The 16,430-nt window shown below is 48.1% G+C and carries 11 protein-coding genes; all 11 read left to right on the top strand.

Annotation, left to right across the window (positions count from 1 at the left end; all coding sequences use genetic code 11):
- The 11 genes from N7E81_RS10760 to N7E81_RS10810 all read left to right on the top strand — a co-directional run bounded on the left by N7E81_RS10760 (position 1) and on the right by N7E81_RS10810 (position 16,420).
- Positions 1 to 2,535, top strand: a complete 2,535-nt coding sequence (locus N7E81_RS10760) for a sugar-binding domain-containing protein (protein ID WP_263049595.1) — start codon at positions 1 to 3, stop codon at positions 2,533 to 2,535.
- The gene (locus N7E81_RS10765) at positions 2,528 to 3,715 is read left to right on the top strand and encodes a glycoside hydrolase family 117 protein (protein ID WP_263049596.1); all 1,188 of its coding nucleotides are present in this window, start codon (positions 2,528 to 2,530) and stop codon (positions 3,713 to 3,715) included. Before N7E81_RS10760 ends, N7E81_RS10765 begins: the two co-directional genes overlap by 8 nt.
- Before the next feature lie 28 nt (positions 3,716 to 3,743).
- Complete coding sequence (locus tag N7E81_RS10770; protein WP_263049597.1) at positions 3,744 to 4,763, top strand: zinc-dependent alcohol dehydrogenase; 1,020 nt, start codon at positions 3,744 to 3,746, stop codon at positions 4,761 to 4,763.
- Positions 4,764 to 4,787: 24 nt separating this feature from the next.
- On the top strand, positions 4,788 to 5,552 hold the full coding sequence (locus tag N7E81_RS10775) for an SDR family NAD(P)-dependent oxidoreductase (RefSeq protein ID WP_263053074.1): 765 nt from the start codon (positions 4,788 to 4,790) through the stop codon (positions 5,550 to 5,552).
- A 79-nt stretch (positions 5,553 to 5,631) separates the two neighbouring features.
- Positions 5,632 to 7,071 carry an aldehyde dehydrogenase gene (gene aldA, locus N7E81_RS10780; RefSeq protein ID WP_263049598.1) on the top strand — a complete coding sequence of 480 codons (1,440 nt, stop codon included), beginning with the start codon at positions 5,632 to 5,634 and terminating at the stop codon, positions 7,069 to 7,071.
- Between the two features lie 85 nt (positions 7,072 to 7,156).
- Positions 7,157 to 8,245 (top strand): mandelate racemase/muconate lactonizing enzyme family protein, encoded by a 1,089-nt coding sequence (locus N7E81_RS10785; protein WP_263049599.1) that lies wholly within the window; start codon positions 7,157 to 7,159, stop codon positions 8,243 to 8,245.
- Between the two features lie 11 nt (positions 8,246 to 8,256).
- Entirely contained in the window at positions 8,257 to 10,443 is a 2,187-nt protein-coding gene (locus N7E81_RS10790; protein ID WP_263049600.1) for a glycoside hydrolase family 3 C-terminal domain-containing protein, read from the top strand.
- A 52-nt stretch (positions 10,444 to 10,495) separates the two neighbouring features.
- Positions 10,496 to 11,527: an aldose epimerase family protein gene (locus N7E81_RS10795; protein ID WP_263049601.1), complete on the top strand. Its 1,032-nt coding sequence runs from the start codon at positions 10,496 to 10,498 to the stop codon at positions 11,525 to 11,527.
- Between the two features lie 164 nt (positions 11,528 to 11,691).
- Positions 11,692 to 12,693, top strand: coding sequence for an L-rhamnose/proton symporter RhaT (locus tag N7E81_RS10800; protein ID WP_263049602.1), 1,002 nt, complete (start codon positions 11,692 to 11,694; stop codon positions 12,691 to 12,693).
- Between the two features lie 47 nt (positions 12,694 to 12,740).
- Complete coding sequence (locus tag N7E81_RS10805; RefSeq protein ID WP_263049603.1) at positions 12,741 to 13,967, top strand: glycoside hydrolase family 117 protein; 1,227 nt, start codon at positions 12,741 to 12,743, stop codon at positions 13,965 to 13,967.
- 260 nt (positions 13,968 to 14,227) lie between these two features.
- Positions 14,228 to 16,420: a CRTAC1 family protein gene (locus N7E81_RS10810; protein WP_263049604.1), complete on the top strand. Its 2,193-nt coding sequence runs from the start codon at positions 14,228 to 14,230 to the stop codon at positions 16,418 to 16,420.
- Positions 16,421 to 16,430 lie beyond the last annotated feature (10 nt).

Consider the following 16,430-nt stretch of genomic DNA (forward strand, 5'->3'; position numbering starts at 1 on the left):
ATGAAAAAAATTATATACATATACTGTGTAGTAGCCATAATGAGCTTGAGCTTCAGTCAAGCGCAAGAAAACACACAAGATTTTAATTTTAACTGGGAGTTTAAACTTAGCCAAGATTCGGTTGCGACCAAAGAACTCATGCTGTCTGGCGGCGACTGGGAGGCTGTGCGCCTGCCACACGATTGGGTGATCAAAGGATCGTTCGACTCTGCCAACTACGACACCGCGCCAGCCACTGGCTACATCTACGGCGGAGGCATTGGCTGGTACAAAAAGAAATTTGATTTAGATCTTTCTGATGCCGAAGAGGCATTCATTCTATTCGATGGAGTGTACAACAACTCAGAAGTCTGGATCAACGGCCAGTATTTGGGATTCCACCCATATGGCTACTCTCCATTCTTCTACGATCTGTCCGAGCACCTCCATGCCGATGGCAAAGCCAATGAGATCGTAGTCAAAGTAGACCATACGCGATATGCAGACAGTCGCTGGTACACCGGAGCTGGCATTTATCGCAACGTCTCCTTGATTGTGAAAAACAAATTGGATGTACCCATTTGGGGCACATTTGTGACCACACCAAAAGTGACCGCAGCATCTGCAGAGGTAGCGGCTCAGATTCAAGTGGCTAACCATTTTGGCAAAACACATAAAGGCACATTGACCACTCAGATTCTTTCGCCTGCTGGCGAAATAGTGGCTACTGCCAGTGTAGATTTTGTACTCAAGGCAGGAGAGGAGCAAACTATCAATCAATCATTTGAGGTGGCCTCACCCGAGCTATGGGATATCTATCAGCCCAACCTGTATCGTGCGGTGACCACCCTTGAATCTAAAAAACTTAGCAGTTCTACTACCACTACTTTTGGTATACGTCAATTCAAATTCGATCCCAATACAGGATTTACTCTCAATGGGACTAATCATAAAATTAAAGGCGTATGTCTCCACCACGATGCAGGCTTAGTAGGCGCTGCAGTGCCCAAGGGGGTGTGGAGAAGGAGATTACAAATCTTAAAAGATGGGGGATGCAATGCCATCCGTATCGCACATAATCCAGGTTCGAACGAATTTTTGGATCTATGCGACGAAATGGGCTTCCTAGTCCAAGATGAGTTTTTTGACGAATGGGACAACCCCAAGGACAAGCGATGGAACCAAAACGAGCGAAGTGTAGATTATGTAACCAGAGGATATGGAGAGCATTTTCAAGAATGGGCAGAAAAGGATCTGAAAGCCGTGATGCTGTCTCACCGAAACCACCCGTCGATCATCCAGTGGAGTATCGGCAATGAGATCGAATGGACTTACCCTAGAAATGCCGACGCCACAGGTTTTTTCAACAACATGGATTGGAGTGGCAACTACTTCTGGTCCGAATCTCCATACAGTCCTGAGAAAATCAAAGAACAGCTAGAGGTATTGCCCAAAGGCAAATACGACATGGGAGAAACAGCTCAAAAACTGTCTGACTGGACCAAAGAAATGGATACGACCAGACCTGTAGTGGCCAACTGCATCTTGCCATCGGCTAGTCATCTTTCGGGAGTGGGCGATGCATTAGATATCATTGGCTATAGCTATAGAAGAGTACTCTACGACTATGGGCACAAAAACTACCCAAACAAAGTCATCATGGGTACCGAAAACCTACCACAGTATCACGAATGGAAAGCGATCATGGATCGTCCTTTTATCTCAGGTACATTTTTATGGACGGGTATCGATTATATGGGTGAAATCAGAAAGCCGTGGCCTACCAAGGGTACGCTGAGCGGAATGCTCGACTTTGCAGGATTCACTAAACCATCTTATCATATGATGAAGACCCTATGGAATAGTGAGCCGCACATTTACTTAGCGACCAAAGAACTGAACAAATCCATCAATAGAATAGATGAGCAAAGTGGTCAACTGGTAGCTAAAAACCCCAAAGCTTGGGAAACAGCCCTCTGGGTATGGCACGATGTAAACAACCACTGGAACTATGTACCAGGTGAGATCGTGAGCGTAGAGTTGTATTCCAATTGCGAATCTATCGAGCTCTTTCTTAACGGCGAGAGTCGAGGCAAGCGCACACTCGACGAGTTCGAAGATCATATTTACAAATGGGGCGTGCCATTCGAAGCAGGAGAGCTCAAAGCCGTAGGCCAGCTCAACGGACAAACCGTGGAGCAAGTGCTTCGCACGGCTTCGCAGCCAGTGGCTATTCAGCTGACTATAGATGAGACTACACTGCAAGCCGACGGATACGATGTTGCCCACGTGGTAGCACAGTTGGTAGACGAAGATGGCCATCCAGTCAAATCTGAGGAGGCCAAAATCACCTTCGATATAGACGGCGACTTGCGCATGCTGGGAGTGGACAATGGATCGGGCACCAGTACGCAAGACTTTTATGCCAATGAGGTAGTTACCAATCAGGGCAAAGCCTTGTTTATCGTACAGTCATTGAAAACCAAAGGAGATGCTACCATCAAAGCATCAGGAAAGGATCTTACATCAGCACAAGTAAAACTAGAAGTTGAATAACCTGTCTAGATATATCGCCCTTGCTTTACTCATAGGATTGTCGTCATGTATTTCCGATAGTTCGTCACATGGCTTGTCAGAGGAGGCACTTGAGCAGCTGCCACAGGAGGTTTATAAGCGCAATGCCATTATGAACAGGTCGCACCTGAGTGCGGCCTCTATTCGTGCCCTGTCCAACAACTACAGCGAAGCTTCCACTTGGTATTTGGAGTTTCGATTGCATGACCTCAAAGGTGATTTGGCCTTTGAGCCAGGCGTAGTACGTAGAGATCCTAGCGACATCATCACGGTCAAGGACACCATGTATGTTTACTACACCAAGTCACTGGGCAAATCACATGGCTTTGGTACTGGAGATCCATCCAACAAAGTATTTCCTTGGGACAAGTCTGATATATGGATGGCTATGTCTGTCGATGGTTGGAATTGGGAAGAGTTGGGTGCGGTCATCAAACGTGGCAATGAAGGAAGCTTCGACGATCGATCGGTTTTCACACCACAAATCTTGGTACATGAAAACAGGTATATTCTGGTGTACCAAACTGTACGATCTCCATATTCTAATCGGGTGAAAAATCAAGTGGCCATGGCTTGGTCGGATCACCCCAGAGGCCCCTTCAATAAGCTCACGGAGCCTATTCTTTCGCCCGCCGACGATGGTGTGTGGGATGGCAACGAAGACAATAGGTACAATGTGAAAGTACAAGGCTCCTTTGACAGTCACAAGGTACATGACCCTACACTCGTGCCGTATCAAGGCAAGTATTACCTCTACTACAAAGGGGAACGCATGGGCGAAAAACTCACCAACGCGGGGCGCGAAATTAGGTGGGGCGTGGCCATCGCCGATCAGCTCGAAGGCCCCTACACCAAGTCGCCTTACAATCCCATCACCAATAGCGGGCATCAGCTTTGCGTATGGCCCTACCAAGGTGGAATAGCTGGGTTACTCGTATCCGACGGCCCCGAAAAAAACACCATACAGTGGGCGCCCGACGGTATTAATTTCCATATCAAGTCTTACTTGAAATGGGGGCCAGAAGCTGTGGGCTTAGACCAGACTACAGATTTTGAGCATAGCGGTGTAGCAGCCTTGAGGTGGGGGGTGTGTCACCAGGTCACCATGCCCGACCAACAGTACATCAGAAGATTTGAAGGGTTCAAACCCATGATACCATAGTATTAAAAAAATTAATAACAATAAAGAGATGAAAGCAGCTTATTACAAAGAGAAGGGTGTATTTGAAATTGGCGAAGGCCAGCAAATAGCACCTCAAGCAGGAGAAGTGAGATTGGACGTAGCATACTGTGGAGTATGTGGCACCGATGTACACATCTATCATGGCGTGATGGACGCTAGAGTAAAACCACCCATGACGGTAGGCCACGAGGCGTCAGCTACAGTAGCCGCACTAGGCGAAGGAGTAACGAATGTAAAGGTAGGCGATAAAGTAGCGGTTCGTCCACTCCATTTTGGGTCTGCACATCCGTTCGACAAAGGGTATGCTCACGTAGGCAAAAACCTAAAGTTTATCGGAATCGATAGCCAAGGAGCCTTCCAAAATAGTTGGACCGTACCCGCTTATACGTTGCACAAACTACCAGAGAATCTATCGCTCAAGCATGGTGCTTTTGTAGAGCCACTAGCTGTGGCTTGCCATGATGTGAAAATAGGTAGGGTAGCTGCAGGAGAAAATACGCTCGTGATCGGAGGAGGCCCTATTGGTACTTTGATCGCCTATGTGCTCAAAGAAAAAGGAGCCCATGTTATCATCTCTGAGGTCAACGAAAACAGACTCAAGATGCTCAACGACCTAGGGTTCACCACCATCAACCCAGCCAAGGAAAACTTAGTAGATCGTATCAGTGAATTGACCGACGAAAAAATGATCGACTGTGCATTTGAAGTATCAGGCTCAGCACCTGGCGTAGATGCCATGACGCAGGTAGTCAATGTGAGAGGCCGTATCGTGATGGTAGCCATCCACGGTGGAGAGAAAAAACCAGTGGATCTATTCAAATTTTTCTGGTCAGAGATCGAGCTGCTTGGCGCAAGATTGTACGAAGAGGATGATTATGAAGAGGCCATCAGAATAGCAGCTTCGGGTCAGATCCCATTCGAGCAATTGATTACTAAAATAGACACGCTGGACAACATCCAGTCGATCTTCGAAACCATAGACAACAACCCCGCTGGGATGAAATACCTCATCGACTGCCAGCAGTAAACAGTTAATAGTAAAAAAATGAGCATATTAAATACATTCAAATTAGAAGGAAAAGTAGCCCTGGTGACTGGCTGCAAGAGAGGGATTGGCAAAGCCATGGCAATTGGACTGGCAGAAGCTGGCGCCGATATCATAGGCGTGAGTGCTAGTTTGGAACTAGAAGGTTCGGCTGTAGAAAAAGAAGTCAAAGCACTTGGCCGAAATTTCAAAGCCTATCAGTGTGACTTTTCCAACAGAGCCAATCTCTATGAGTTTATCAAAGCCGTAAAGGGAGACTACCCAGTGATCGATATATTGGTCAACAATGCCGGTACGATACTCAGAACACCTGCCGCCGAGCATCCAGACGAGATGTGGGATCAGGTGATCGAAGTCAATCAAAACGCACAGTTTATCCTCACTAGAGAAATAGGCAAAGAGATGGTCGCCAGAGGCAGCGGCAAAGTCATTTTTACCGCATCACTACTCACCTTCCAAGGCGGGATCACCGTGCCAGGCTACGCAGCCAGCAAGGGTGCCGTAGGGCAGCTCACCATGGCTTTCGCCAACGAATGGGCTAGCAAAGGGGTAAACGTGAACGCAATCGCGCCGGGCTACATCAGCACCGACAACACCGAAGCACTCAGAAACGATCCCGAAAGATCAACCTCTATTTTGAGCAGAATCCCAGCGGGACGTTGGGGCGAAGCCAGAGACTTTGCAGGACCTACCGTCTTCTTAGCATCAGAGGCAGCCAGCTATATGCACGGCAGCATCATGCTAGTAGATGGCGGCTGGATGGGTCGATAAAATTGACATGTGATTTGAGTGTTGAGTATGGTGACAAATAGTCTTACTACTCAATACTCACTACTAAATACTATCAAAAATGAAAGACTACAAATTATTCATAAACGGCGAGTGGGTAGAATCTACCACAGGAGAGCGAGACACCATCTATAGTCCTATCGACGAAAGTGGCGTGGGCACCACAGCCATGGGTGTAGAAGCCGATGCCAATCTGGCTCTCAAAGCAGCCGAAGCCGCACAAAAGGAATGGAAAAAATGGCCCGCACGTAAGCGCGCAGATCTACTCAGAAAGTTTGCCGCCGAGATCAGAGCCAATAGAGATCGCTTGGGCGAATTGCTCACCAGAGAGCAAGGCAAACTGCTGTCGCTAGCCAAGTTTGAAGTGGACGTGACCGCCAGCTTTATCGAATACGCTTGCGACGGCGCTCGTGCCATCGAAGGAGATATTTTACAGTCCGACAACGAAGACGAGCACATCTGGATTCACAAAATCCCAAGAGGTGTAGTGGTAGCCATCACCGCTTGGAACTTTCCATTGGCACTAGCCGGAAGAAAAATAGGCCCCGCTCTAGTAGCAGGAAACGCCATCGTGGTAAAACCCACTCAAGAAACGCCACTAGCGACTTTGGAGCTTGGCGACATTGCCAACAAAGTAGGTTTGCCCAAAGGACTGCTCAACATCGTGACAGGGTCGGGCAGAGTACTCGGCGAGGCGCTAGTAGCCAACCCAATCACTAAGATGGTGACCATGACGGGCAGCACGCCAGCCGGTCAGTCGATTTTCAAAACGGCTGCGCAAAATTTGACCCACGTACAGCTGGAGCTAGGAGGCAAAGCCCCTTCGATCGTATTTGCAGATGCAGACATCGATCAGGCTGTAGAGGCGACCTTCCACTCGCGCTGGGACAACTGCGGTCAGGTATGTACTTGCAATGAGCGCATGTACGTGCATGAGGATATCTACGACGTATTTATGGAAAAATTCTTGGCGAAAACCAAAGCCCTCAAAGTAGGTAATCCGATGGATGCCGACGTAGACATGGGTCCCAAGGTCAACGCCAACGAGCTCAAAAACATGGAGCATTTGGTAGCGAAAAGTATCGAAGAAGGTGCCACCATCGCCACTGGAGGCAAAAGACCAGAAGGCGCTCAGTTTGAAAAAGGCCATTGGTTTGAGCCAACGGTGATTACCAACGTGGCGCAAGAGATGACGATCGTGCACGAAGAAGCATTTGGTCCCATCTTACCTGTCATCAAATTCAAGGATTTTGATCAAGTAGTGGCTTGGGCCAACGACTGTGAGTACGGCCTCGCAGCCATGGTTTTCACCAAAGACATGCAGAAGATCCTCAGACTCAACAGTGAGCTGGAGTTTGGCGAAATCTATGTAAACCGCGGACACGGCGAGCAGCACCAAGGCTTTCACAACGGGTACAAACTTAGCGGAAGCGGAGGAGAAGACGGCAAGTACGGATTCGAGCAATACATGGAGAAGAAGACCTTCTACGTCAAATTTTAAGCGATACCAAGTCCCGGCTGAGCCTCCTCTGAAGAGGCTCAGTCGGGACTCTCATTGTCGAAAGACAAGTATGATAAAGAAAGCTATGAGTAAAATAAAAGACATAAAAGTACGCCTGTTCAACGTGCCATTACCCGAGGTACTCAGCGATGCCAAGCATGGCGACCATACGCACTTCGAGCTGGTCACCAGCACCATCACCCTCGAAGACGGCAGCGAAGGCACAGGCTACACCTATACGGGAGGCAAAGGCGGTCACGCCATCAAAGCCATGCTCGTGCATGACATCGCGCCTGTGCTCATTGGAAAGGACGGCACCCAAATCGACGAGATCTACGATTTTCTAGAGTGGCACATACATTATGTGGGGCGTGGTGGTATTGCATCATTTGCTATTTCTACGATCGATATTGCCCTATGGGACATCAAGTGTAAAAAGGCAGGCCAGCCACTTTGGAAACTGGCGGGCGGTGCAGACCATACCTGCAAAGCCTACTGCGGAGGCATCGATCTCATGTTTCCACTCGACAAGCTACTCAGCAACATGAAGGGCTATCTGGCGGCAGGATTCAATGCAGTCAAAATTAAGATCGGTAGAGAAAACCTCGACGAAGACATCGAGCGCATCCAGGCAGTGCGCGACTATATCGGGCCAGACGTCACCTTCATGGTAGATGCCAACTACTCCATGTCTGTAGAAAAGGCCATCGAATGTGCCAAGCGCATAGAGCATCTGGACATTACCTGGTTCGAGGAGCCTACGATACCCGACAACTATAAAGGCTACGCCGAGATTGCCAAGGCGACCTCAGTGCCTTTGGCTATGGGCGAAAACCTGCACACCATCCATGAGTTTGAATATGCCATGGCGGATGCCAATCTCTCATTTGTACAGCCCGATGCATCCAACTGTGGAGGCGTGACTGGCTGGCTCAAAGCAGCGAAACTAGCCAAAGAAAACAATATTCCGGTATGCTCACACGGCATGCAAGAGCTGCACGTGAGTCTGGTCTCTGCGCAAGAAAACAGCGGATGGCTCGAAGTACACAGCTTTCCGATCGACCAATATACCACCCGACCTTTGGTAGTCGAAAACCACCGAGCAGTGGCTTCGGATGAGCCAGGTACAGGGGTCACATTCGATTGGGGAAAACTGACACCATACGAAGTTTAATGCATATGAAAATGAGATCAACATATATAATCATGCTGTTTTGCCTTGCTGGTTTTGGTACTTGGGGGCAGACCCAGGATTTCTCTTGGTACCAGTCGGATCAGCCATTCGAAACCAGAGCGAACCAGTTGGTATCGGCCATGACTACCGAGGAAAAAATCTCACAGCTCAGCAGTGATTCTCCAGCGATACCCAGGCTCGGTATCCCCGAATACAACTGGTGGAACGAAGCCCTGCATGGGATCGCCCGAAATGGGAAAGCTACCATCTTTCCACAGGCGATTGGCCTTGCGGCCACCTTCGACCCCGTACTGGCCGAGCGAGTGGCTACTGCCATTTCTACTGAGGCTAGAGCCAAATTCAACGTGTCTCAGTCGATAGACAATCGAGGCAAATATGCAGGATTGACTTTTTGGACGCCCAATGTGAATATATTCAGAGACCCAAGGTGGGGCAGGGGACAAGAGACCTATGGCGAAGACCCGTATCTGACGGCCAAAATGGGTGTGGCTTTTGTGCAAGGGCTACAAGGAGACGATCCTAAATACCTCAAAAGTGCGGCCTGTGCCAAGCACTATGCGGTGCACTCAGGACCCGAGGCCTTGCGTCATCACTTCGACGTAAGCCCATCTCCCAAAGATTTGTATGAGACTTACCTTCCAGCATTTGAGGCGCTCGTGAGAGAGGCTGATGTCAAAGGCGTGATGGGGGCTTACAATGCCGTATATGGTGACCCGAGCTGTAGCAGTGAATTTCTACTCAAAGAACTGCTGAGAGATCAGTGGGGTTTTGATGGCTATGTGGTGTCCGACTGTGGCGCGCTGGGCGACATCATGAGAGGACATAAAAAAGTAGCGACTTTGGAAGAGGCAGCCGCTTTGGCACTGAAAGCTGGGGTCAACCTCAACTGTGGCTATACCTACGGATCATTAGCCCAAGCATTGGATCAGGGACTGATCGACGAAAGTCTAATCGATCAACGGTTGAAGCAATTGTATATGATTCGGTTCGAGTTGGGGCTTTTCGATACTGCTGATACCAATCCTTATGCGAATTATTCGGCAGATCATATTCATAGCGATGCACATGTGGCACTAGCCAAAGAAGTGGCGCAGAAGTCGATCGTTTTGTTGAAAAACAAAGAAGAGGTACTGCCACTAGACCGAAACATGAAAAACCTGTATGTGACGGGGCCATTTGCAGCATCTGTAGATGTACTCATGGGCAACTACTACGGGATCAGTTCCAATATGGTCACGGTTTTGGAGGGTGTGGCAGACAAGGTGTCTCCGGGCACGTCGCTCAATTACCGAATGGGGGCTATGGCCTTTCAGCCAGACATCAACCCGCTCAACTGGGCACCTAATGTAGCAGCTCAAACAGAGGCGGTGGTTTGCGTATTGGGGATTTCTGCGGATATGGAAGGCGAGGAAGTAGATGCCATAGCATCGCCAGACAAGGGAGATAGAAAAAACTTGAAGTTGCCACAAAATCAGATTGATTATTTCCTAAAACTCGCAGAGAAAAAAATAGGGCCACTCATTCTGGTGATAGCCAGTGGTAGCCCAGTATCGCTCGAAGGCTTGGAAGAGCATGCAGACGCTATCTTGCAGATGTGGTACCCAGGAGAGCAGGGAGGAAACGCCCTCGCCGATGTGCTATTTGGAGAGGTGTCTCCGTCGGGTCATTTGCCCATTACTTTTCCTAAGAATATCGAGCAGCTGCCAGCTTACGACAGTTATGACATGGCCGGCAGAACCTACAAATACATGACCGCCGAACCCATGTACCCTTTTGGGTTTGGGCTCTCTTATTCGAGTATAGATTTTTCTACTCCAGTAGCGAATCTCAAAAAAATCAAAGAAGGTCAGGAGTTGAAAATCTCGATCGATGTAGCCAATACCGGCGACAGAGACATAGAAGAGGTGATTCAAGTGTATCTCTTGCCCAAAGACAAAACCAAGGGATTGCCCATGTACACTTTGTTGGACTTTCAGCGTGTGGCATTGGCTGCCCAATCCAAGCAGCGATTGACGTTATCGTTCGATTCCGAGGATTTCGATTATGTGGGAGCAGATGGCAAGACCACTTGGGTCAAAGGGCAGTATGAGATCAAGGTAGCCAATGCATTGCCTAGTTCTCGCAGTCTAGCACTCGGAGCCAAAGCCGCGGAAACAGTAAAAATTCAACTACACTAAAACCGACCATGAGTACACTCACACTAGATCAACAAGCTAAATAGAAATCAGCATGAATGTAGAAAAACAAAATTTCGGCCAGGTAGAAGGACAAAACATAGACCAATATGTGCTGTCCAATAAAAATGGGATTACCGTAAAGGTGATGACCTATGGAGCTACGATCACTTCGATCCAAGTACCCGATAAAAACGGAAAACCTGGAGACATTGCTTGTGGCTTCAACAGCATCGAGGGTTACCTGAGCGAAGCCTACCTCAACAACGCCCCATACTTCGGGAGTACAGTAGGCCGATTTGCTTCTCGTATCAAGGACGGCAAATTTGCTGTAGAGGGCAAAGAGTATACACTCGACGTAAACAATGGGTCGAATCATTTGCATGGTGGAGTGGATGCGCTGGATAAGCGAATATGGACTGCTGAGGTGACTAGCTCGGGTGTGGATATGTCGATCGTAAGCGATCACATGGACAATGGATTCCCAGGTCTTGTCAATATCACAGTTTCTTTTTCGATCAACAATGACAACGAGTTGTCGATCAGATACAAGGCAACTACAGATCAGAAAACGCCACTATCGCTGACTAATCATACCTACTTCAATTTGTCTGCTTTCAAGCATACGATCGTAGGGCATCAGGCTACTATTTTGGCAGATCAGTATCTGGTGCCAGACGAAACCAATGTGCCCGTAGGGGACACAGCGAGTGTGGATGGAGATCCAGCAGACTTGCGCCAAGGAAAGAAAATGAATGATGCACTTACTGCTTTGGAAACGGGCTTTGAGCATTATTATGTATTTGATGAGCAAACCAGCTTGCGAAAAGTAGCCGCTTTTAGCGAAGAAGAAAGCGGGCGAAGCATGCAAGTATATACCACCGAGCCAGGGATGCTTTTTTACTCAGGATATTTTACTTCGGATGAATTGAAGCGAGAAAGCGGAGAGCAGTTTGGGCGATTCAGAGCCTTCTGTTGCGAAACGCATCGCTACCCCAACGGCCCAAATATCGAAGGTGCACCACGTGTGTGGACTACACCCGACGTGCCCTACGAAAGCCGGACGGTATTCAAGTTTGATTTTTAATCGCAGGGCGATAGCCCATTGGATTTAATTCCCCGTGGGCTTGCTCCGAGGATCATTTAATTAAAAGATGCATGTGACAAGACATAGAACCAAGACTTTAGAATTTAAACCTTCTTAATTCTTGACTCTGAAATCTTGATTCTTAACTACTAAATACTACTAATATGATTGAAGGAATAATATGGGCAATACTTGCCGGACTGATGCTGGGATTATATGCCTTGCCAGAGAAGTTTACCAAAGACTTTGAGTTTGAAAATACATGGAGTTTGTTTTTCGCCATCAACACCTTTTTGGTGCCCAACGTGGCCGCCTTTCTGCTTATTGATGGATTTGGCGAAGTGCTAGCTGCTATTCCTTCGGGCGTACTTATCGGAATGGTAGTCTCCAGTTTGCTTTGGGGTATTGGTGTCATGATGTGGGGCAAAGCCATCAATCACATCGGCTTGTCTCTAGGCTTTTCGCTTTTTATAGGCACCATTATATTGGTAGGTTCTTTGATCCCATTTGTGATCAATGGCTTGCCAAAAATACCCGTATTTGCCACCATCATGGCAGGGATATTTGTGGTGCTGATCGGCGTAGTGGCCAACGGCCGTGCGGGTATTTTGCGCCAAGCGAGCGAAAATGAAGCAGATCAAAAGAGCGGCTCTATGGCTACAGGCATTCTGATCGCTGTGATTGGCGGCTTGCTCGCCACGGGCTTTAGCTATGCTAATACAGTCGGCGGTGCAGTGATACACGAAGCGGTGATCGCCCAAGGCAATCCCGAATGGATGAGCGCCGTAGCCGTGATGTACGTGATCTATATGGCAGGCGGATTGGCTATCGCCGTGTACTTCGTACAGCAATTGACGGCCAAGAAACTCTGGTCTAAATTTAATACACCAAGTTTTGGTAAAAATGCACTGCTAGCCAGCATCATGGGCGTTTTTAACTTTGCAGCGTCAGCAGGGTTTGCTTATGCGGCCTTCAAGTTGGGGAGCACTGGAGGCACTGTGGGCTACGCCATTTTCAACACCGTAGCTGTGGCGGTAGCCATCGTGAGTGGCCTGATCACCAAGGAGTGGGTCAATGCTTCCGCTAAATCAAAAAATGCCTTGTACATGGGATTAGGATGTATGATATTAGGTATCGTGATCGTGGCCATTGGCAATGGGTTGTAAAGTATGGAGTGAGATTAAGAAATGATATAAAATAATTTGAGATGAGTATGAAAAACAAAATACAAAACATAGGACTAGCCTTGATGCTAGCAGCAGGACTCAATGCCTGTCAAGCACCAGCAGTAGAAAAGGATTGTGACAAACTAGTCATCACGCCTGAGAAAGTAGACTTTTTGGGCATCACAGATACCACGCACCTGAGTGCCGCATCTAAGCGTGCCTTGAAGTGGCCTGATAATCTGACCAACGAGTGGTTTGGTGAGTTTGAGCAGTTTTATCTCAAAGGAGACTTAGCCTATGAAGAAGGCGTGGTGCGTAGAGATCCGAGTGCTTTGATCAAAGTGGATGGCAAGTATTTCGTATGGTATAGCAAAAGCGTAGGACCTACCGATGGGTTTGCTGGAGACATCGAAAACGAGAAAGTATTCCCTTGGGATAGATGCGATATCTGGTATGCTACTTCCGAAGACGGTATCACCTGGAAAGAAGAAGGAATGGCGGTAGCACGTGGCGAAAAAGGTGCGTACGACGACCGTTCGGTATTTACCGTGGAGATCATGGAGTGGGAAGGCATGTACTACCTGAGCTACCAGACCGTAAAATCACCTTACAATGTAAGAGTGAAAAACCAAGTAGGACTGGCATGGTCTGATTCTCCTCACGGCCCTTGGACAAAGAGCGCAGAGCCGATCCTGAGCCCCGCCGACAATGGCGTATGGGCAGGTACTGCCGACAACAGATTCAACGTAGAAAAGAAAGGCGATTTCGACAGTCACAAAGTACACGACCCATGTATCCTGCCGTATAAGGGTAAGTTTTATCTCTATTACAAAGGAGAGCAAATGGGCGAAGAAGTGACTTTTGGCGGACGCCAAATTCGTCATGGAGTAGCCATAGCCGACCATCCTAAAGGCCCATATGTGAAGTCTCCATACAACCCCATCTCCAACAGTGGACATGAGATCTGCGTATGGCCGCACAAAGGCGGAATCGCTTCTTTGATCACGACCGATGGCCCAGAAAAAAACACAGTGCAATGGTCGCCTGATGGAATCAACTTCGACATCATCGCTTCTATACCTGCGCCACCGCATGCCATCGGTTTGGACAGAACCAAAGACACCGAAGAGCCATTTGCCATTTTTGGTTTTGGACTGACCCACGAGTACGTTTCATACAACTATCAATGTATCAAAGGATTTCGTGGCAAAAGAAAAACAACCCATGTAGCCAAGGGTGAGGCCGGCACAAAGAAGGCTAGCGACGATAAATAGGTTTAGTAATAGTTTAATAAAGTAAGAATGGTCATATAGCCCTTATGGCCATTCTTTTTTAACCTCTTAGGGCTCAATACCCCGATGCTGGCCTCGTGTTTTCCTTTTTTGGAATTTGATCCTCGAAGGCGCTGCCTTGCGGCAGTTCATTTCGATCACTCATAGCTTTTGCTATGTATAGCGCCACTTAGCAGACCCCACCTGATCCTAAAATGCCTTTTTATGATCGATCTAAAGTCGGTCGTTAGACCATATATCCTATGAAAAATTTAATACAGCTTACCCTCATTCTGAATCTTTTTTTGGTGGGATGCCAGTCTGGTGCTCCTGAGACCAGCCAGGCGATAGATCTAAAGGACGACATGACTCCACTGGCTCCTGTGATGGTAGATACGGATGGGGTTTATGTCGCGGTATTTGATATTTCTTCCCTAAATGGGAATGCCCGTATGAGTTTGTTCTCAAACAAAAAACTTCTGCTCGATCATTTGAGTATCCCTGATTCAGGGTCATTTCACTATGAGGTTATACTCGGAGTGTTATCTGCCGGCCAGTACCAGTTTGAGGTACAAAAGATAGGAGGCAACCTCCGCTTGGAAGGGTTTCAATTGAAAAAGTACGAGGGATTAATCTTGCCACATTTTACAGACATTTCCGCGAAAGCGGGCTTCGAGACACCCGATACTTGGAAATATGGTGGCCCCAGTATCGCCGATGTGAATAACGATGGGTATTATGATTTTATCCTCAACAATCACGACAAGGTGCCTGCCCAGCTGTTTTGGAACTTGGGAAATGGTCAGGTGAGGGAAAATGACGAGCCGCTCAGACAGTGGGATGTGCACGGCACAGCCGCGGGCGACTACGACGGAGATGGCGATTTGGACATCGTGATTGCACAGGGCGGCGGCAACGGCAATGACCCCCAACCACCACACTTACTCAGAAACGACAATGGGGTGTTCACCCGAGTGTCAGAAGAAGTGGGGATCACGGATGGTGCCCGTGGCAGATCGGTACGGTGGATCGATATGGACTTGGATGGTGATTTAGACTTTCTGATGATCAATGCACAGGGCATCAGCGGAGAAACCGGCCCAAAGAACTTTGTTTATCAAAACATGGGTGATGGAACATTTCAATATCAACCTAGCCCTAAGATAGAGCAAGCCGAAGGCGAGCGCCTGGTGGTGACCGATCTCAACAACGATCGAATCGATGACCTGATCCTATATACGACTCATACAGCATTGTCGGTTTGGCTGGGGCAAGGAGATTTTAATTTTACCAATGTCAGTGAAAGCTGGCTGCCCGAAGACCTTCGAGACATCAAGTCCGTGGCAGGAGCTACCAACATAGACTACGACAACGACGGCGACTTGGATCTTTACCTCGCCAGAGGAAAAGTGTACTATGATCTAGCGAATCGTTCGCTAGATTTTGACCCGATTGCCCAGCGGGTAGACTTGCGAGAAGAGGGCAACAAGGGCACCAGAAGCATGACAATGACTGCCCAAGGAGCACTCACGCTTTCGGATTTTTTCCATTGGTCTCGCGGCTACAAAGGAGATTTCCCTGTTTTCCTTGGGGAGCAAAAAACAGCGATACCTACACCTACAGATGATGCGGTGAGTATCACTAGAGACATGGCTGTGGGCTGGCCTGCAGATCGCACAGAAAATGGTTGGTATCTGGGCTATCTGGGAGACGATAAATGGCAAATGGAATGGGTGAAAAATGATCCCATCTTCTGGGGCATTCGAGCTTCGGTGACAGGAGCCTCTAGTGTATCTACAGATTGGACTCCACAAAACCACCATGTACAAGACATCCTCCTGAGAAATGATGGCGATCGATTGGTAGATGTGACAGAAGAGGCGCACTTGCCGCTTGGTGGCAATCATCAGGGCGCTACTATTGCTGATTTCAACAACGATGGGTACATGGACCTGTTTGTCTACCGATTTGGGATGTTGAGGAAGCGCGTGGAGGACTTGTTGCTATTGAATACTGGCGAAGGCACATTCATACAAGTGGCCAATCATGGCGCCCATGATCTGAATGATCAAGGACATGGAGACATGGGGCAGGCATTCGATTTCGACCTAGATGGAAGAGTAGATTTGCTCAACGGCAGCGACAACCCTGGTCGCTGGTATCTCTATCAAAACAACACGAAAGAAGGCTTGGGACACTTTGCACTGGTGCAAGTAGGATATAGTCCTGAGTCTAATGTAGACCCCATTTCGGCAGAAGTAGAAATCGTAATTGCGTCAGGGAAACAAAAAAGACGGGTAGGATCTGCCGGAGAAATCCATTCGCAGAGCCTACTCAATACCATTCATTTTGGCTTAGGCCAAGAGCAGGTCATAGACCAGATCACAGTGACTTGGAGAAATGGGGAACAAAAAACAATAACAAACACACTTGCTGACGAGCTTGTGAAATTCTAGTACTCATATT

Source organism: Reichenbachiella carrageenanivorans (assembly GCF_025639805.1).
In the GTDB taxonomy this organism is placed as follows: domain Bacteria; phylum Bacteroidota; class Bacteroidia; order Cytophagales; family Cyclobacteriaceae; genus Reichenbachiella; species Reichenbachiella carrageenanivorans.